This window comes from Ruegeria sp. G2, assembly GCF_056533505.1.
In genome coordinates this window covers 216,614-233,517 of record NZ_JBQFON010000005.1, presented here as the reverse complement: position 1 = coordinate 233,517, position 16,904 = coordinate 216,614, and the positions used below count along the sequence as shown (strand labels likewise).

19 protein-coding genes are annotated in these 16,904 nt (G+C 56.3%); 10 read left to right on the top strand and 9 right to left on the bottom strand.

Annotated elements, in window-relative coordinates; genetic code table 11:
- Nucleotides 1–20 precede the first annotated feature (20 nt).
- From ACR0DU_RS11695 to ACR0DU_RS11675, 5 genes are read left to right on the top strand one after another with little or no spacing between them, the layout of a single operon-like run.
- Nucleotides 21–623, top strand: coding sequence for a VOC family protein (locus ACR0DU_RS11695; RefSeq protein WP_480874720.1), 603 nt, complete (start codon nucleotides 21–23; stop codon nucleotides 621–623).
- Nucleotides 620–1,144, top strand: a complete 525-nt coding sequence (locus tag ACR0DU_RS11690; RefSeq protein WP_480874718.1) for an N-acetyltransferase family protein — start codon at nucleotides 620–622, stop codon at nucleotides 1,142–1,144. Before ACR0DU_RS11695 ends, ACR0DU_RS11690 begins: the two co-directional genes overlap by 4 nt.
- A 9-nt stretch (nucleotides 1,145–1,153) precedes the next feature.
- Nucleotides 1,154–1,834, top strand: coding sequence for a molecular chaperone DjiA (locus ACR0DU_RS11685; protein ID WP_170779710.1), 681 nt, complete (start codon nucleotides 1,154–1,156; stop codon nucleotides 1,832–1,834).
- Between the two features lie 3 nt (nucleotides 1,835–1,837).
- A complete protein-coding gene (locus ACR0DU_RS11680; RefSeq protein WP_480874716.1) occupies nucleotides 1,838–2,839 on the top strand; it encodes an endonuclease/exonuclease/phosphatase family protein in 1,002 nt (333 codons plus the stop codon).
- 37 nt (nucleotides 2,840–2,876) lie between these two features.
- Nucleotides 2,877–3,251, top strand: a complete 375-nt coding sequence (locus ACR0DU_RS11675) for a hypothetical protein (RefSeq protein WP_170779714.1) — start codon at nucleotides 2,877–2,879, stop codon at nucleotides 3,249–3,251.
- On the opposite strand, the gene ACR0DU_RS11670 is transcribed toward ACR0DU_RS11675, so the two are convergent.
- The 5 genes from ACR0DU_RS11670 to ACR0DU_RS11650 all read right to left on the bottom strand — a co-directional run bounded on the left by ACR0DU_RS11670 (nucleotide 3,252) and on the right by ACR0DU_RS11650 (nucleotide 9,071).
- Entirely contained in the window at nucleotides 3,252–4,796 is a 1,545-nt protein-coding gene (locus tag ACR0DU_RS11670) for a Ppx/GppA family phosphatase (protein WP_480606531.1), read from the bottom strand.
- A gap of 49 nt (nucleotides 4,797–4,845) precedes the next feature.
- The gene (locus ACR0DU_RS11665) at nucleotides 4,846–5,535 is read right to left on the bottom strand and encodes a P-loop NTPase family protein (RefSeq protein ID WP_480874713.1); all 690 of its coding nucleotides are present in this window, start codon (nucleotides 5,533–5,535) and stop codon (nucleotides 4,846–4,848) included.
- On the bottom strand, nucleotides 5,536–6,609 hold the full coding sequence (locus tag ACR0DU_RS11660; protein WP_170779720.1) for an AI-2E family transporter: 1,074 nt from the start codon (nucleotides 6,607–6,609) through the stop codon (nucleotides 5,536–5,538).
- A 90-nt stretch (nucleotides 6,610–6,699) separates the two neighbouring features.
- The gene (locus tag ACR0DU_RS11655) at nucleotides 6,700–7,674 is read right to left on the bottom strand and encodes an isopenicillin N synthase family dioxygenase (RefSeq protein ID WP_480874710.1); all 975 of its coding nucleotides are present in this window, start codon (nucleotides 7,672–7,674) and stop codon (nucleotides 6,700–6,702) included.
- A complete protein-coding gene (locus tag ACR0DU_RS11650; RefSeq protein WP_480874708.1) occupies nucleotides 7,674–9,071 on the bottom strand; it encodes an FAD-dependent oxidoreductase in 1,398 nt (465 codons plus the stop codon). The genes ACR0DU_RS11655 and ACR0DU_RS11650 overlap by 1 nt, the downstream gene beginning before the upstream one ends.
- A 133-nt stretch (nucleotides 9,072–9,204) precedes the next feature.
- Here ACR0DU_RS11650 and proS point away from each other — a divergent pair, with 133 nt between their 5' ends.
- Nucleotides 9,205–10,545, top strand: coding sequence for a proline--tRNA ligase (gene proS, locus ACR0DU_RS11645; protein WP_170772994.1), 1,341 nt, complete (start codon nucleotides 9,205–9,207; stop codon nucleotides 10,543–10,545).
- A gap of 29 nt (nucleotides 10,546–10,574) precedes the next feature.
- Here proS and ACR0DU_RS11640 read toward each other — a convergent pair whose 3' ends face one another.
- A complete protein-coding gene (locus ACR0DU_RS11640) occupies nucleotides 10,575–10,931 on the bottom strand; it encodes a hypothetical protein (protein ID WP_170540871.1) in 357 nt (118 codons plus the stop codon).
- 390 nt (nucleotides 10,932–11,321) lie between these two features.
- On the opposite strand from ACR0DU_RS11640, the gene ACR0DU_RS11635 reads away from it, so the two are divergent.
- Nucleotides 11,322–12,608 (top strand): lipoprotein-releasing ABC transporter permease subunit, encoded by a 1,287-nt coding sequence (locus tag ACR0DU_RS11635; protein WP_480874847.1) that lies wholly within the window; start codon nucleotides 11,322–11,324, stop codon nucleotides 12,606–12,608.
- Nucleotides 12,601–13,287: an ABC transporter ATP-binding protein gene (locus tag ACR0DU_RS11630; RefSeq protein WP_480874706.1), complete on the top strand. Its 687-nt coding sequence runs from the start codon at nucleotides 12,601–12,603 to the stop codon at nucleotides 13,285–13,287. The genes ACR0DU_RS11635 and ACR0DU_RS11630 overlap by 8 nt, the downstream gene beginning before the upstream one ends.
- On the opposite strand, the gene ACR0DU_RS11625 is transcribed toward ACR0DU_RS11630, so the two are convergent.
- On the bottom strand, nucleotides 13,271–13,708 hold the full coding sequence (locus ACR0DU_RS11625; protein WP_480874703.1) for a DMT family transporter: 438 nt from the start codon (nucleotides 13,706–13,708) through the stop codon (nucleotides 13,271–13,273). The two genes, ACR0DU_RS11630 and ACR0DU_RS11625, sit on opposite strands and share 17 nt — an antisense overlap.
- 97 nt (nucleotides 13,709–13,805) lie before the next feature.
- Between ACR0DU_RS11625 and ACR0DU_RS11620 the strand changes: the two genes are divergently transcribed.
- Nucleotides 13,806–14,213 (top strand): c-type cytochrome, encoded by a 408-nt coding sequence (locus tag ACR0DU_RS11620; RefSeq protein WP_480874700.1) that lies wholly within the window; start codon nucleotides 13,806–13,808, stop codon nucleotides 14,211–14,213.
- A gap of 5 nt (nucleotides 14,214–14,218) precedes the next feature.
- On the opposite strand, the gene ACR0DU_RS11615 is transcribed toward ACR0DU_RS11620, so the two are convergent.
- Nucleotides 14,219–14,905, bottom strand: a complete 687-nt coding sequence (locus ACR0DU_RS11615) for a hypothetical protein (protein ID WP_480874697.1) — start codon at nucleotides 14,903–14,905, stop codon at nucleotides 14,219–14,221.
- Between the two features lie 42 nt (nucleotides 14,906–14,947).
- A complete protein-coding gene (locus tag ACR0DU_RS11610; RefSeq protein ID WP_480874695.1) occupies nucleotides 14,948–15,610 on the bottom strand; it encodes a DNA-3-methyladenine glycosylase I in 663 nt (220 codons plus the stop codon).
- Between the two features lie 338 nt (nucleotides 15,611–15,948).
- Here ACR0DU_RS11610 and ACR0DU_RS11605 point away from each other — a divergent pair, with 338 nt between their 5' ends.
- Complete coding sequence (locus ACR0DU_RS11605; RefSeq protein WP_480874693.1) at nucleotides 15,949–16,899, top strand: ABC transporter substrate-binding protein; 951 nt, start codon at nucleotides 15,949–15,951, stop codon at nucleotides 16,897–16,899.
- Nucleotides 16,900–16,904 lie beyond the last annotated feature (5 nt).

Genomic DNA, 16,904 nt, shown 5'->3' with positions numbered 1-16,904 from the left:
TTTTTTGGGAGAGCGTCTTAATGTTGTTGGACCATTTGGCTGTTGCAGGTGAAACGCTGGAAGAGGCTTCTGACCATATCGAACAGGCGTTGGGCGTTCGATTGCAGGATGGCGGCAAGCACGAGAAATTCGGGACGTATAACCGCCTGTTGGGCTTGCGAGATGGCTTGTATCTGGAGGCGATTGCGATCGATCCCGATGCGCCCAACCCGCAAAGGACGCGCTGGTTCGATCTGGACCGGTTCTCCGGATCGCCCCGCCTGACAAACTGGATTTGCCAGGTTCCCGATATCGAGGCTTCGCTGACCGTCTTTCCTGACGGTGTTGGTCAGCCCATCGATCTAAACCGAGGCGCGCTGCGCTGGCGCATGGCGGTTCCACCGAACGGGCGTCTGCCGTTTGATAATCTCTTTCCTGCCCTCATCCAGTGGCTGGGCGATCTGCATCCTGCACAAATGTTGCAGGACAGCGGCTGCCAGCTGCAACGCTTGATCGTGTGCCACCCGGATGCTCTCGATCTGGCCAAAGGCTTGGGGGCGTTGGATTATGTCATTTTTGATAGTGGTCCGGCAGCATTGCGCGCAGAAATTGAAACTCCACATGGGCTGCGCGTGCTGGAATGATCATCCGACAAGCAACGGTCGACGACGCACCCGCGATTACCGAGATCGCAAACGCGATCATTCGTGACACGCTGGTCACTTTCACCTCCGATGAACGTAGTGTGGAAAAAGTGACGGCAGAGATAGAAACCCGTGGGCCGGTTTTTCTGGTCGCCGAGCGCGATGGGGTGGTCGAGGGATTTGCAACTTATAACTTATTCCGATCGGGCCCCGGATATGCGCAGTGCCGCGAGCATTCGATCCAGTTGGCGCCTGAGGCCAGAGGGCAGGGCACGGGGCGCGCATTAATGCAGGCCTTGGAGGCCATCGCCAAAACGAACAATGTGCATGTTCTGGTTGCGGGTATTTCCTCGGCCAACCCTGCAGCCGTCGCTTTCCATTCGGCAATCGGTTTCAAACAGGTGGGGCATATGCCCGAAGTGGGGTTTAAATGGGGGCAGCGCTTGGATCTTGTTCTGATGCAGAAAATACTTGCCCCGCAGTCATCTGTCGCACCTGACAGTCGCGCAAAGGCGCGCTAGGGTGCGGCCATGTCGATCTGGACCAGAATAGCTGATGCGCTGAGTGCGCTTGCCCAGGGCGAAAGCCTGACCGCAGTATTTGAAAAGCTGCGTACGCCCCCCGAACGTTCGGTCGCGTTTGCAATTGCCGTTGTGGCACTAGGGGCCAAGATGGCCAAGGCCGACGGTCAGGTGACACGCGATGAGGTTACAGCCTTCCGCGAAGTGTTCCAGATCGCGCCCGAAGACGAAGACGGCGCAGCCAAGGTCTTTGACATGGCCCGAACCGATGTCGCTGGATACAAAGACTACGCCCGCAAGATCGCGGGAATGTTTGCGGAAGACAGCACCACGCTTTGCGATTTGATGGAAGGGCTCTTTCACATCGCTATGGCAGATGGGTTCTATCACCCAAACGAGAATGAATTTCTTGAAGAGGTCAGCCGAATATTTGGTCAGACTGACGCTCAATTCATGGCCTTGCGTGCGCGATTTGTGCCGGACGCACCAAAAGATCCGTACACAGTGTTGGGCGTTGCGCGGAATGCGCCACTGCCCGAAATACGCAAAGTCTGGCGGCAGTTGGTGAGAGAGACTCATCCCGATGCGATGATGGCACGCGGCGTGCCCGAGGAAGCGGTGCGTCTGGCCGAGAAAAAAATGATCGATATCAATCGCGCCTGGGATGAAATAAACGGCGCTCGGGTGTGATCGGTGCGGCTGGCGACCTACAATATCGAATGGTTCGCCAATCTGTTTGATCGCGATGATAATTTGGTCGCCGACGATAGTTGGTCAGGGCGGCGTGACATAACCAGAGTGCAGCAGATCGAAGCGGTGGCCAAGGTTCTGACCGCCGTTGATGCCGATGCTGTACTAGTCGTTGAGGCCCCAAATACAGGCAAAACGCAAAATACCGTCCGCGCCCTTCAACGGTTTGCCGAAACATTCAATCTGCGCACGTCCCATGCAGTGATGGGGTTTGCCAATGATACGCATCAGGAACTGGCGCTGTTGTTCGATCCGGATGTCTTAAAAGCACGCCACGAGCCAGTTGGACAACTGAGTGATCTAGCCGCTCCTCGGTTCGATGGCGTGTTCCGCATTGATCTGGACATCGATGCGACCGAAGATCAGGTCGAGTTCTCGAAACCGCCAATGGAACTGGCCATTGAGATGTCCAATGGATCGACCCTCCGCCTGATAGGGGCACATCTAAAATCCAAAGCCCCCCATGGTGCCGGGTCACGGGACGAAATGATCCGTCTGTCCATTGCCAATCGCCGCAAACAACTGGCGCAGGCGGTTTGGTTGGCGCGACGCGTTGAACACCACATTGACGCCAACGAGCCAGTTATCTTGCTTGGTGATCTGAACGATGGCCCGGGGCTGGATGAGTTTGAGCATCTGTTCGGGCGGTCTTCGGTCGAGATTCTATTGCAGGCAGGGCTTTATGATCCTCATGCCGCGCAAGCGCATCGCCCGCGTCCCGGATCAATACCGGCTACGGCGCGTTTTGAACGTCGGGAGGAGGGAAGATACCTTGAGGCGCTGCTCGACTACATCATGATCAGCAATGATCTGCGTGATCATGACCCGGTCTGGCGCATATGGCATCCATTTCGAGACGCAGCATGCTGGGGCACCCCCGAATTGCGCGATGCTTTGCTGGCAGCATCCGACCACTTTCCTGTGACGCTGGATATAGATCTGTAGCCTTTCAACTGCATCGGCCACCTCTTATATTTCAACCATGCGACATGTGTTGAAGATCTGCGCAACCTGCGCACTGGTGGCAATACCCGCCCATGCTGAAGAGGACAGCAAGTCCTTGATGGAGCGAGGTGCCGAGCTTTTTCTGGAAGGTCTACGGCAGGAAATGGAGCCCACGATCGAGGATTTGCGCGGTTTTGCCGAGCAGTTCGGCCCGGCATTGCAATCATTCCTGCAGGAGATGGGGCCAGCGCTGGCTGAACTCGCCACTCAGGTTCAGGATTGGACGGCCTATGAAACGCCCGAAATGTTGCCCAACGGCGATATTATCATCCGTAAAAAGCCAGCACAGGAACGACCCGAAGAAACGGTTCCGCAAGATGACATTCCATCCGATGGCTTGACTGATATTTGATCAGCCCCTCAGGATAACCTTGGGTTCAGAATTCAGCGCATTAGCCAATGAGTTGAACCGCGCTTCGGCAACTTCGTTGAACAATGGACCTGCTGATTTGGGCAAGCGCAGTTCAAGCTTTTGCTTCTTCGGATAGTAGCGCAACTTACCCATAGCCGCGTCATGCTGCATCCAAAGCATTGCGCCAAAGCGAAGCGCTTTACCCAGAATTTCGGCCTGTTCTTGGCCGCGTTCATCCAGCAGTTCATAGAGCTTGTTAAATCGGCTTCCCTCACGCTTGTTCCTATATCGGTGCTGCAAAGCGAGGCCGATAAATACTCTCTCAGAGTGTTTGATCCCGCTCATGTTGGCGCGGGTCACATATTCGAAACAGGCCTCGGCTCGGTAATCGGGATGCGCGCGCCAACTGACGTCGTGCAGCAGGCAGGCGGTTTTGATCAGTCGCACCCGCTGCTCTGGCGCCGAGCGAAAAAGGGGCATGACAAAATCGAACAGGTGTTTTCCGAACCCGGGCAGGCGTGCATCTTTTGCTTCGGCAAAACGGCTTACCTCGATCAACGGGTCGCGATCGCGCAGGCGTTGCGGCATCTGCTCATACAGTAATCCTTCGCGGATGCCATAGCTGGATATCGCGATGTCCTTGGGCTTGAAGGTGCGAATCAAGCGGGAAAGCACATCCATTGCATAAGGGATCAGCGCCATACGCGAACCAGATACACCAGCCTTACTGCGCAATTCATCCGCGTTATTCTGTTCGATGAATTTGATGGTCTCGCGAACTTGACTCTGAGTCATACGGTATTCGTGCAGCACGTTTAGCGGGTAGCCTCGGCGCAGCATGTCAAGGCGTGCGAAGGCGCGCCAACTGCCGCCAACAAGAAACAGGCGATCCCGCTGGGGGCCCATCTTATCGCGCATCTCTTCCATAGTCTTCTTGATATGTGTCTTACGCGCCCGACGACCGCCTTTGATATCGCGCAGTTTGAGCGGACCCAAAGGCGAGGTCATGCGACGCCCGACCTTGCCGCCTCCGATTTCTGCCAGTTCGACTGACGAACCTCCGATGTCACAGATCAAACCATACGCGCCGGGCCATCCCAACAATACGCCCTGCGCTGACAGGCGGGCTTCTTCTTCGCCATTGACCACATTGATGATCAATCCTGTTTCCGCTTTTACCTGCTCACAGAAATCGCGACCATCTCTTGCTTCACGCACTGCGGCAGTGGCGACGGCGTGCAGGGTAGGTAGCCCGAGGTCGTTGGCCAGATATTTGAACCGATGCAATGCAGCCAGCGCGCGTACACGTCCCAACGGGTTAAGGCGCCCGGTTTCGGATAGGCCTGCCCCCAATTCGCACATGACCTTTTCGTTGTAGAAATAAGCCGGAGAGCGCGCTGCACCATCGAAGATCACCATGCGGACCGAGTTGGATCCGATATCGACAACGCCAACCCGAGACAGCGCCCGAGCCCCCGGATCTTCGAAAATGGGCTTTCCAAACAGCCCGTGATCGGGGAAATCGGTCTCGGCAGTCTGTGTCATTGTGTCCCCAGATGTTTTGGGCGCAGGATGCGGGATCACCTGTGTTGGGTCAATCGTGGGCATCAGATTGTTCGAGTTCTGTGTTCAATAGACGCACCGCCAGTGCACGGGTGATATCGCGCTTTTCATCGAGTGCAATGCGATCCAATTCGTCAACCACTTTCGCTGCAGCTTCAAAACTACGATCCATGTGTTTGACCAGATACGCGATAACATCCGGGCCGGGGCTTAGCTGACGGTCAGTGAAGAGCTTTGCGAGCACTGCACCTAACAGAGCGTCATCCGGCGCTTCCAAGGCCACGTAATGCGCCCCTTCCACACGACTTTGCAGATCGGCCAACGGCAGGCGCCATAGCTTTGGTGCGGCGCGTCCGGTCATAAGTAAGGCGTTCCCTTCGGCCAGCACCAGATTATGCAGGTGAAATAGCGTTTTTTGCTGTTCAAGATCACCTGAAACTAGGGGAACATCCTCGACCGCGACCGAGGTACGCGCGAGGTTGGGAACCTCTTCGTAGCGCAAATCAGTGGCCTGCACGATGCGGCCGCCTGTTTCCGCCGCCCAAACATGGGCCAAGTGGGTTTTCCCTGACCCTGCAGGGCCGCTCAGCACCAGCTTGTTCCCCGGCCATGAGGTCGCAGAGATCATCGCGACGGCTAACGCATTGGCGGGCGAGACAAAGAAGTCTTCGCGGCCCAAGGCGGTCTTGGACGGCAGATCAAAGCTTAGCTGAGTGGCCATTTAGTCGTCGTCCTGTTCGAGCCCTTCGAGCCCGGTATAAAGACGGCTGTTCAGATATTGCTCGGTCGCGAACCGGGCCAAAACACCCAAGGCTGCAGCAACTGGAACTGCGACCAGCATTCCGACAAAGCCAAATAGTGCGCCGAAGACTGACAACGCCAGTAGCAGCCAGACGGGGTGCAAACCGACTGAGCTGCCTACCAACTTAGGGGTCAGGAAGTTGCCCTCGGTCACCTGTCCGATGGCAAATATGCCCGCGACCAAACCGACATGCGCCCAGTCCCCCCAAAACTGAAACAGAGCGAGACCAATGGCCAGAGAGCCTCCGATTAAGGCACCGAGATAAGGAATGAACGTGACCAGCCCGGCGATGAAGCCAACGATCAGGCCGAATTGCAAGCCAACCAGCATCAGCGCAACTGCGTAATATGTACCAAGGATCAGACAGACTGTGCCCATACCGCGCACGAATGAGGCCAGAACGGCATCAATCTCGCCAGCCAGCCGTTTAATCGTAGGGGCGTGATCGCGGGGCAGCAGCTCTCCGATCCGGGCAATCATGCGGTCCCAGTCCATAAGCAGATAGACTGCAACAACCGGCACGATGACCAGCAATACGACAACGTTTATGGCCGATCCCAGCGAGGCCAGAACCGTCTGCAAAACATCTCCGGTTTTGGATTTCAGCGTTTCGCCGAAAGACACCAACATCTGGTGCGTGTTCGATTCCCGGTCCAGAAGAGCGGGGAATTGTTGTTCAATAAATGCGCGCAGTTGCTTGAAAAGGCTAGGTAAGGTATCGATCAGATCCAGTAGCTGCGTGATCAGGGCCGGAACGACCATCAAGATCATCAATACAAAGCCCAGCACTCCAACCACGGTTATGATCGCGGTCGCCGCCATTCGCGATAGACCCAGTTTTTCCAGGCGGTCCGCAACAGGATCAAGGAAATAGGCAATCGCACCACCGATCACGAAGGGTAGCAAGACATCACCCAACAGGTACAAAAGCAGCACGAAAACGACAGTGGCAATGCCCCAGTATCTAAGCTGATCCTTCACCGGCAAGGCCATAGCGCAATCCCTCGTTTGCACAGCATTGCCGTGTTCTTGGCCCATGACGCCCGGCGATGCAAGCGGTTCATGGTGCGCAATTTTTACGCCCTAGTCTGTCAGTGTACCCAGTTCCGGAGTATCTCCTGTAGCCATTTCATCAGGCCAATTGGTGCGCCAAATTTCTGCTGACCAGTGGCCGCAATGCACCTCGGGGCGACCAAAGCCGGGCAGGGCGGGCAGCAGCGGCGCGACCACCACATCGTGGCGCGGAACGGCGAAATACGGGAAGGAATAGCGTTCATGCCCGGATCGATTGACTACGCGATGCGGGGTCGATTTCAATCGCCCGCCTGACCATAGTTCCAGCATGTCGCCGATATTGACCACGAAGCCGCCTGGAGGGCAGTCCGGTGTGATCCAGCCTCCGGTGCGGGTCTGTACCTCAAGCCCGCCGACCGGATCGGGTGCAATTATTGTCAGCGCGTCGGTGTCTTTATGTGGATGAATTCCATAGCCACGCTCTTCCGGGGCCTGAGGCGGGTAGTGCAGCAGGGTCATGTTGGTCATCGGGTCGCGGAAGGCGTCGCGCAGAGTGTTGGGTGGGATCTCTAAGCCAACCTCTAGGGCGCCCAGCAGAAGTTCGGTTACGCCATCAAGCTGTTGCCAATAATCCAGTATGACCGTACGCGCCTGCGGCACTTCTCGGGGCCAGATATTCGGGCCGTAAAGTGCGCATTCAGCCCGGATCGGGGCATCTTCGGCTGCTTCGAAATGCAGCTTGTACCCTTCGTACTTATCTGCCGTGCCCGAGCCATCATTGGGCGTGAAGAACCCCATCGGAATGTACCCGCGATAGTTCTCGCGGGTGATGGTCTGATCCCATTTTCGGGCCTCGTCGATATCAAAGATCGCTCTGACACAGCCGCGCACCTGATCAATGTGCTCAGACGAAATGCCTGTCCCGGTGATCGACAGAAACCCGATACTGGTGCAGGCATCCATGATCTGCTCGACCGTTGACTGACACTGTGGTCCGGCGGGATTGGTCAGCGGGCTGATATCAATAGTTGGAATATGCTCCATTAGGTAATTCTCACGCCTTGCCGTTCCAATTCCTGATGCACAGGCGCAAGGTTCATGCTGTCGAGTTCCTGATTGCTTTTCAGCGATAAGGCCGCCGCGATCCCTGCGCCTTGACCCATCACCGCGCAGCAGGACATGTTGCGCGTCGCGGCGTGCGCGACCCGATCCGCACCATGAGACCGACCCGCAACCAACAAGCCCTTGATCCCTTTGGGCAGCATCGAGCGATACGGGATGTGCATATACCGTCCGGTGGTCGGCAAGATCAGTATGCCGTAACCATCAATGAATTCAGGGTAAATACCGATGGAATCCTCGAACCGGCCCTGATGGCGGGCATCGGTTTCGGTCATGTTGTAGACTGCATCGATCTTGCGCGTGTCCCGAATACCGATGGTCATGCCGAAATTGCGCAAACGTGCGTTTTCGCAGCCCGGCATGAATCGGCGGAGAGCATCAATGGCGAGCATCGCCTGCCGGCGGCCTTCGATCTCACCAAATGTCAGGCTGTCGGGGTCGGTCCCGTCGATCTGGTCCATATGAATCAGGTTCATATAAGTCAGCTCGCCGGTATCGTGCATGGCACCCCAGGTGCCCGCGATCGTGTTCAGATGCGCTGGTATTAGGCCCTCATCAATGGCCTGTTGGAAGGGTTTCTTGACGAAGGGTGAGAACATGTCATCCTCTTTGCCCGAGGTTTCGATATTCCATTCGCCGCCACCGCCCCAGTCCTTGTAAGTCTGCGGGTCGGCTTTGATACCTTCCATAAAGGCCCGTTTGTCAACGCCGGCCAGATGAAACATGACCGAGGCTGCCATCATGTCCTCACGCGGTGTCTTGTGGGTCGGGGCACCTGCACGATGTGCGACGTCTGCATCCCCCGTTGCGTCGATGACAACCTTGGCCAAGATCGCCTCACGCCCCGCTTTGGATTCGGTGATCACGCCGGTGATGCGATCCCCGTCCATGATCGGGGCGACGAATTGTCGATGCAGCATCGGATGAACGCCCGCCTCTTCGACCAGCTTGTCGGCCACCAGCTTGAAGCCCTCGCTGTCCAGTTCATAGCTGAGCGATTGGCTTTCAGGCACGGCTGCGCCCATTTCCTTTGCGCGGGTCTCGAATTCCAGGCCGATGCCCCCGGCCTCGACGGTTTGTTCGTGGCGATACCAGGCAAAGCCTTCGACGCCAACGGCCGTAATGTTGCCACCCATGCAACCGAACCTGTCCATCAAGGAAACTTCGGCCCCTGCGCGTGCGGCGGCAAGCGCAGCGGACAATCCTGCTGGGCCAGAGCCCACAACCAAAACATCTGTCTGGTGAACAACAGGGATCTGGCGGGCGGGTTCGGTGATTGTTCGCATTGTTGCCTCGCGATTGAACGTTTGCGCCAACATTGAAAAACACGGCGTTGCGGTCAATCGAAAAACCGACAGCGGCGGGGTCGTAAAAACGCCATTGCGTGATTGCCCCCGGCGGGGCTTTGGCATAATCACCTTGCAGCGAAATTCTCACCCGTAAGGTTACGTTATGCGCCTCAGCCGTTACTTTCTGCCCGTTCTCAAGGAAAACCCTTCGGAGGCTCAGATCGTCAGCCACCGGCTGATGTTAAGGGCCGGGATGATCAAACAGGCTGCTGCCGGGATTTATTCCTGGTTGCCGTTGGGCTTTAAAGTTCTGCGCAAGCTGGAAAACATCGTCCACGAAGAGCAGGCGCGGGCAGGGCATATTGCGATCCAGATGCCGATCCTGCAATCGGCGGACCTGTGGCGCGAATCCGGACGTTATGATGACTACGGTCAAGAGATGCTGCGGATGCAGGACCGCCACGGTCGCGATATGCTGTACACGCCGACCGCCGAGGAATTGGTAACTGATATCTTCCGCGGCCACGTCAGCAGCTACAAGGATCTTCCGCTGACGCTCTATCAGATTCAGTGGAAATTCCGCGACGAAATCCGCCCGCGATTTGGCGTGATGCGGGGGCGTGAGTTCTACATGAAGGACGGCTATAACTTCGATCTGACCAAAGAAGACGCGTTGCACGCCTACAACCGCCATCTGGTCAGCTATCTGCGCACCTATGAACGCATGGGCCTGCAAGCCATACCGATGCGCGCTGATTCTGGCCCCATTGGGGGCGATGACACGCACGAATTCCTCGTGCTAGCTGATACCGGTGAATCCGAGGTCTTCTATGACAGCGCCGTCACTGACCTGACCTTTGGTGACCGCGAGATCGACTATGATAGCCGTGACCAATGTCAGGCGATCCTCGAAGAATTCACATCGAAATACGCTCGTACAGACGAAACCCATGATGAGGCTCTGTTTAATCAGATACCTGAAGAACGTCGTCGGGTAGCGCGCGGGATCGAAGTTGGCCAAATCTTCTATTTCGGGACCAAGTATTCCGAACCATTAGGCGCGACCGTTCAAGGGCCGGATGGCAAGCCGGTTCCGGTGCATATGGGCAGTCACGGCATCGGTGTCAGTCGCCTGATCGGTGCGATCATCGAGGCCAGCCATGACGACAAGGGCATTATCTGGCCCGAAGGCGTCACACCGTTCCATTGCGGAATCGTGAACTTGAAGCAAGGTGATGAAGAGGCTGATGCGGCCTGCGACAAGCTCTATGCCGCGCTGACAGCTTTGGGGCTTGAGCCGCTTTATGATGATCGGAAAGAACGGGCAGGGGGCAAGTTTGCCACTATGGACCTGATTGGTCTGCCTTGGCGTATCACTGTCGGGCCGCGCGGTCTGAAGAATGGTGTTGTCGAACTGACTTGTCGCCGAACTGGTGAGAGTGAAGAGTTGAGCCCCGAGGCAGCTGTCACCAAGATCGCAGAAATCTACGAGGGTATCGCCTGAACAAGGCGATGTACTTTCTGAGACTTAGCTCAGTTTGCTGATGTCGGGCGGTCGGTCAGGATATCGCCGTCCGCTTCACTGCCCCGAGCAACCACGATTGGGCGACCAAAGCGGCGCACGAGCTCGGCGAGCTCAAAGCCAAGAAACCGCAATCCACAGATTCGTTCGTCTGTGGCGCGATCTGAAATGCACAGCCGTCCCTGCCGGAAAGCAAGGCGATAGCCTTTATCTCGTAGAATGTCAGTCAAACCGGCCCAGCTAGCGGCACTTAAGAAAATTGGCCTGATTGCCGCGCGCAACAAAGCTGCGCTTTCACAATCCAGTTCTGTTGCTGCCGAACGGGCTAATATTGGGCCCGTGCCTTTCATATGTTCTTGAATACCCATGAGCGTACCTCCGCCCTTAAACTCTTAAAATGTGTCCCCCACACAAAAAGGGTGACAAAATTTCCTACACTTATCAATTTGTGAAACAATATTTCGCGCCCAAATGTTGCGATTGTGACTCAGTCAGGTACGGATATCTCACATTGACTTCATACCTGAAACAATAAGCCTTTGTCTGTGAAGAGGTTCACAACCTTTGGTGTATCGAAGTGGAGGTGATTCTCGCTTTGACGGTGAAGCGCTGACCTGAGTGCGAATGATTCGTTTCAGACTGTTCTTTTCATGCCCGCGTCGGCTGCAGAAGCGCCAATCGGACATCCGCGCGATAACCGGCTTGACCATCTGACCAAATGTCGAGAGGGTCGCGAAAAATCTGAACCCGAGGCAGGAATGGCCAAAACACCACCGCCCTTCGCTCTTTTTGAATGGAAGATTGCCTGGCGTTATCTGCGTGCCCGCCGTGCGGATGGCGGCGTCAGTGTGATGACTTGGATCTCGCTGATCGGGATCACGCTAGCCGTGTTCGCGTTGATCGCCACCTTGGCGGTTAGGTCTGGTTTTCGCTCCGAATTCGTGGGCACCATTCTGGGGGCCAACGCCCATGTCACCGTTTATTCCGCCGGAGAGGTTGATGCACAGGGGCGGCTGGATCGCACCATCACCGATTTCGATGGTATGGCCGAGCGGATCGCGCAGGTGCCCGGGGTTGAGCGCGCCGCCCCGCTGGTCAAAGGGCAGGTGTTGATCACAAATGCTGACCGCAGCTCTGGTGTGCAGGTCTTTGGCATGCGTTCTGACGATCTGGCTGATCTGTCGGGTATTGCTGAAAGCGAAGAAGCCTATGGCGATCTGTCCAGATTCCCGGAGGGCATTGCCATCGGCTCGGGCGTGGCGCGTGCGATCGGGGCGACTGTTGGAGATCGAGTGAAGCTGACCTCGCCCAATGGTGTGAAAACCGCCTTTGGTACGTCGCCGCGCGTGAATGCTTATGAAGTGGTCTATGTCTTTTCGGCCGGGCGTTTTGACATCGATCGTACCCGCGTCTACATGCCTTTCACCGAGGCGCAGAGCTTCTTCAACCGTGAAGGAGTGGCGGATGAGATCGAGGTGATGGTCGATCGCCCCGAAGAGCTGACCCCGATCTTGATCCCGATTATCGAGGCAGCTGGAGAGCGTAGTCAGATATGGACTTGGCAGGATGCTTCAGGCGGTTTTTTGCGGGCATTGGAAGTCGAAGACAACGTTATGTTCATCATCCTTTCGATCCTCGTGTTGATCGCTGCAATGAATATCGTTTCGGGTTTGATCATGCTGGTGAAGAACAAGGGTCGCGACATCGGTATCTTGCGCACCATTGGCCTTAGCGAAGGGTCAATACTTAGGGTGTTCTTCATCTGCGGAGCGTTCACGGGCATCATCGGGACCGCAATGGGCGTCATTCTGGGCTGCCTCTTTGCCATCTATATCGACCCGATATTCTCGTTCGTGAACTACGTCATGGGGGGCGGCGTCTGGGATCCTTCCATTCGAGGTATCTATGCCTTGCCTGCCGAGTTGCACTTATCGGATGTCTTGAAAGCCATCGGTCTTTCGTTGGGCCTGTCCTTCCTTGTTACCTATTTCCCGGCCCGCCGCGCGGCGCGGCTGAACCCGGTTGAGGCGCTGCGCTATGAATGATGTGACGTTAAGGCTCAGCGGTCTGAGCAAGACATACCTTCCAGGCACGCCAGGTGAGATTCAGGTGTTGCGAGGTGCCGATCTGGAGCTGCGCGCCGGGGAGGCGGTCGCGCTGGTGGCGCCATCAGGCGCAGGAAAGTCGACCTTGCTGCACATCGCAGGTCTTCTGGATACGCCCGATACCGGCGAGGTTGAAATCGCTGGTCAGGGAGCAACGGGCAAGGGGGATCGCACACGCACAGCGATCCGGCGGCGTGATGTGGGATTCGTCTATCAGTTTCACCACCTGCTTCCCGAATTCACGGCACTGGAAAATATCATTCTGCCGCAACTTGCGAATGGCACATCCGAAAAAGCGGCGCAGGTACGAGCGATGCAGTTGCTCGATCGTGTTGGCGTTTCGGCCCGCGCGGAACACCGGCCAGCCGCATTGTCGGGCGGAGAACAACAGCGCGTGGCTTTTTGCAGGGCATTGGCCAACAAGCCCCGTGTTCTGCTAGCGGATGAGCCGACCGGCAATCTGGACCCCGAAACCTCGGATCAGGTCTTTGCAGCCCTCATGGCGCTGGTGCGGGACGAAGGGCTATCGGCGCTGATCGCCACGCACAACCTCGATCTGGCGGCGCGGATGGACCGGATGTTGCGGCTGGAAGGCGGTGTGCTCAGGTCAGCTGAGTGATTGCGACACCGATCGCCATTACCGCAATGCCTCCCGCCCGCATCAATGTCAGCGGTGTGACCTGAGCACCGAACAGGCCAAAATGGTCGATCGCAGCTGTGCTGATCAACTGGCCCAGCAGTACGAAAAACACGGCATTCCCCACTCCGAAATGTGGGGCCACGTGGGTAATTGATAGCACGTAAAACGCGATCAGCACGCCGCCCAACAGTAAGTGACGCGGGGCTTGTGCAATTTTGGCAAAAGCCTCACTTCCTCCGACGATCAAAAGCGCCAGAGCTGAGGACACAAAGGCAATCGCGAACAGAATCACGGCCGCAGCGGTCGGCGATCCGATCAGTCGGCCCAAGGCTGCATTTAGGGCGGCAAGGATGGGAACGCCGATCCCGGCGGCCAGCATTATTGCTGCGTATTGTGTCATGATCCTGTGTCCCTGCGCTCGTTTCGTTGATCTGGATCATTGCGCCAGTGTGGCCGTCGGGCAAGTCTGGAATTGTCAGGCAGAAAGGAGAAAAGCGATGGTCCGATCAATACTTGGCTTAGTCTCGCTGTCGGTACTCACTGCGATTTCGTCGCCCGTTTTCGCACAGGATGCCGAGGCTGGGGCCGAGCTGTATCAGCATCACTGCGCGACCTGTCATGGGTTGGACGCAACCGGGCATGGCCCGATGGCTGGGGTGCTGGTGATCCAGCCAACAAACCTGAAAACGCTTCTGGATGCTGATGGAGATTTTCCGACCGCGCGCGTGGTCGCCCGGATTGATGGGCGCGATCCGTTGGTCAGCCATGGAAGCCCGATGCCGGTATATGGGCCTTATTTCGAAGGAAATGACACCGCAATCAAGACGCCCGAAGGGCAGCCGATTCTGACCAGCAAGCCGATTGTGGATCTGGTGGCGTTCCTGAAAACTCTACAGGAGGGCTAGAAGGCTCAACGGCAGATACCTTGCACTTTCACGCCCGGCCATGGCAGCAACACATCGCTTTCGCGCTTGTTTCCGGGGAGTTTTGAGACATCGAAATGTACGCTTAACATATCGTGCAGGCGTTTGGTTCGCGGTGCCTCGGGGTCGAGTGCGCGGCAGCAGACATATTCTTCGACAATCGCGCCTTGTTGTTCAAACCCATAGGCAAGAAAATCAGGCGAGGTATCCAGATCGAACAGATACGGATCATTCTGGCGCCCGTGCTCAGCCGCTGCGCGCAGCGGGTGATAGCCAGTCGTCTTGCGATTCTGCCATTGCCAGACATGGGTCAGTTCATGCGCCAGCAGCATAGCCGCGATCAGGTTCATCTGTTCAGGATATTGGCTCATGTAGTCGTCCAGATACCAGTCTTTCGTAAAGTACACGTGATTAAACAGGGCGACACCCGCCGGTTTACCCGTCACGGTTTCCTCTTTGATGGGTGGTAATATACGCTCTCGACAAGCGACCCGAGGGCGGGCTTTCCGGGTAAAAGTTACTGCGGCAACCGGTGCGCCCTCGACCAAGCGCACGCGGTCAAGGTTCAGCGTTTCGCCATGAATTTTGCCAGCGAAGGTGCGTTCCTGATCGGTAAGGGGGCGGCCACAGGAAGCAAACAGAAACAGAGCAGAAATCATCAGGGTGCGGAGCATATCAACAAGCCTAATGTGGAAGCTTGGCTCTGCAAGCCGTTTTCAAAGGCTCATCGCCAAAACCCGGCTTATTTCTGTAAGCGAACGCCCGGATTGTTCCATCCAAGTGTTGAAAGCGGTTTGCACCGCAGCCATGGCTTTTTTGGAAGTCGCGGGTTTGTCGATGATGCCCTCGGCAACCAAACGAGCCGTCACGTCGCGTGACAGAATAAAACTATCCCGGCCAGCAAATCGCATGGCGTATTGGGCTGATGCACCGCCGAGTCGCGATCCGCGATTGGCCAGCATCTGCAGCAATCCGACGTAGTCCTGTGATGGCCAACCGCCCAAAGTTTGACCAACGCCACCCTCGGAGCGGAGTTCCAGAAGAAAGACCGCATTGTCCCGAACTGCAGCGATTTTAGCGCCGTTTCGTACGATGCGAGTATCTTGGAGCAGGGCGTCGAACTTTTCATCATCCATGAATGCACAACGACCGAGGTCGAAGCCGTCAAAGGCTGTTTCAAACCCGTCCCACTTTGCCTCGATCACTTTCCAGTTAAACCCGGCCTGAAAAATCGTTTTCGTGATTATCGATAACCAACGGTCATCAGCCATCTCCGCCAGTTCATTTAGGGGGGTTGGTTTGGTTAGCTTGTTTTCCAGCGCTTCGGGTCCACTATGGCTGTCTGCTGCCAGCTCATAGATTTCATCAAAGTGACGCATCTTAGGCCCTCCGTTGCGCAAATGCTGATACATCCTGTTCGTTTGGCAAGTAAAAACCAGTGCGCAATCCGAAAAACCGGGATGTTTTTATTGACTAGTCAATCAAGTTCTTTCACTTTGTGGTATGAAGGGTGCTGCGTATGGGAAACACCGGTCGGAAGGGGGCCGGAGCGATAGTTAGAATTGGCGGGGGCGGATGATCTGGTTAAAAACGACAACTGCCTGTTCAATTTCGACCAGAATTGTGCATGTTTCGATCGCACCGTGAACGAGGAAATACTGGATGGGCTGTTAAAAGCTCAAAAAAAGGCAAATGAAAAAGACAGGGAGTCAAAACAATGAAAAAGCTTAGCGTAAGCGTGTTAGCTATCTTGGTCGCCAGTTCAGCCCATGCGGCAGACATGGGCGCTGTGGATGAACCGATCAAGCTGGCAATCAATGAATGGACTGGTCAGCACGTTACCACGCATGTTGCTGGCGAGATGCTGAAGGCCGCAGGTTATAACGTGGAATATGTGACCGCCGGCATGATGAACCAGTTCCAGGCACTGGCCGATGGCGACATCGATGCAACGCTGGAAATCTGGTCCTCTAACGTGTCAGACGAGTATGCCAAGAAGATCGATGAAGGCACGGTGGTCGAAATCGGAGATCTGGGCCTCGATGCGAAAGAAGGTATTGCCTATCCCGCGCACGTCGCCGAGCTGTGCCCGGGGCTGCCTGCGTGGGAGGCGTTGAAGGACTGCGCGCAGGTCTTCGCCACTGCCGAAACACTGCCTGGTGGTCGCCTTGTCGACTATCCTGCGGATTGGGGCACACCTGGCGCGGACCGCATGACCGGTCTTGAACTGCCGTTCAAAGCGGTTCCTGCTGGTTCCGAAGGTGCTCTGATCGCGGAATTGCGCGCCTCGACCGAGCGCAAGTCGCCGCTGCTGATCACCTTCTGGCAGCCGCACTGGGCGATGTCGGCCTATGATGTGCAGTTTGTTGAACTGCCTGCGGGCGAAGAGGCGTGCTTTAACGATCCGTCCTGGGGCCCGAACCCAAATGCGGTGAACGATTGCGACTTCTCACCGTCCCGTATCTTCAAGGCCAGTTGGAGCGGCATGGAAGAGAAGTGGCCTGCAGCCTATGAAATCCTGACTAACTATCAACTGGCGGTCGAAGACCAGCAGCCAATGATGGGTGCGATCGACGTAGATGGCGGTGCAGTCGAAGAGGTGGTCGCTGCATGGATGGCCGAGAACGAAGGCAAGTGGCGTCCTGTGGTTGACGCGGCAACCAAGTGAGCCCG

Excerpts from the sequence above, each read along its gene's own strand:
- ACR0DU_RS11695 (WP_480874720.1), top strand. The coding sequence starts at position 21 with ATGTTGTTGGACCATTTGGCTGTTGCAGGTGAAACGCTGGAAGAGGCT.
- ACR0DU_RS11690 (WP_480874718.1), top strand. The coding sequence starts at position 620 with ATGATCATCCGACAAGCAACGGTCGACGACGCACCCGCGATTACCGAG.
- ACR0DU_RS11685 (WP_170779710.1), top strand. The coding sequence starts at position 1,154 with ATGTCGATCTGGACCAGAATAGCTGATGCGCTGAGTGCGCTTGCCCAG.
- ACR0DU_RS11675 (WP_170779714.1), top strand. The coding sequence starts at position 2,877 with ATGCGACATGTGTTGAAGATCTGCGCAACCTGCGCACTGGTGGCAATA.
- ACR0DU_RS11670 (WP_480606531.1), bottom strand. The coding sequence starts at position 4,796 with ATGACACAGACTGCCGAGACCGATTTCCCCGATCACGGGCTGTTTGGA.
- ACR0DU_RS11665 (WP_480874713.1), bottom strand. The coding sequence starts at position 5,535 with ATGGCCACTCAGCTAAGCTTTGATCTGCCGTCCAAGACCGCCTTGGGC.
- ACR0DU_RS11660 (WP_170779720.1), bottom strand. The coding sequence starts at position 6,609 with ATGGCCTTGCCGGTGAAGGATCAGCTTAGATACTGGGGCATTGCCACT.
- ACR0DU_RS11655 (WP_480874710.1), bottom strand. The coding sequence starts at position 7,674 with ATGGAGCATATTCCAACTATTGATATCAGCCCGCTGACCAATCCCGCC.
- ACR0DU_RS11650 (WP_480874708.1), bottom strand. The coding sequence starts at position 9,071 with ATGTTGGCGCAAACGTTCAATCGCGAGGCAACAATGCGAACAATCACC.
- proS (WP_170772994.1), top strand. The coding sequence starts at position 9,205 with ATGCGCCTCAGCCGTTACTTTCTGCCCGTTCTCAAGGAAAACCCTTCG.
- ACR0DU_RS11640 (WP_170540871.1), bottom strand. The coding sequence starts at position 10,931 with ATGGGTATTCAAGAACATATGAAAGGCACGGGCCCAATATTAGCCCGT.
- ACR0DU_RS11635 (WP_480874847.1), top strand. The coding sequence starts at position 11,322 with ATGGCCAAAACACCACCGCCCTTCGCTCTTTTTGAATGGAAGATTGCC.
- ACR0DU_RS11630 (WP_480874706.1), top strand. The coding sequence starts at position 12,601 with ATGAATGATGTGACGTTAAGGCTCAGCGGTCTGAGCAAGACATACCTT.
- ACR0DU_RS11625 (WP_480874703.1), bottom strand. The coding sequence starts at position 13,708 with ATGACACAATACGCAGCAATAATGCTGGCCGCCGGGATCGGCGTTCCC.
- ACR0DU_RS11620 (WP_480874700.1), top strand. The coding sequence starts at position 13,806 with ATGGTCCGATCAATACTTGGCTTAGTCTCGCTGTCGGTACTCACTGCG.
- ACR0DU_RS11615 (WP_480874697.1), bottom strand. The coding sequence starts at position 14,905 with ATGCTCCGCACCCTGATGATTTCTGCTCTGTTTCTGTTTGCTTCCTGT.
- ACR0DU_RS11610 (WP_480874695.1), bottom strand. The coding sequence starts at position 15,610 with ATGCGTCACTTTGATGAAATCTATGAGCTGGCAGCAGACAGCCATAGT.
- ACR0DU_RS11605 (WP_480874693.1), top strand. The coding sequence starts at position 15,949 with ATGAAAAAGCTTAGCGTAAGCGTGTTAGCTATCTTGGTCGCCAGTTCA.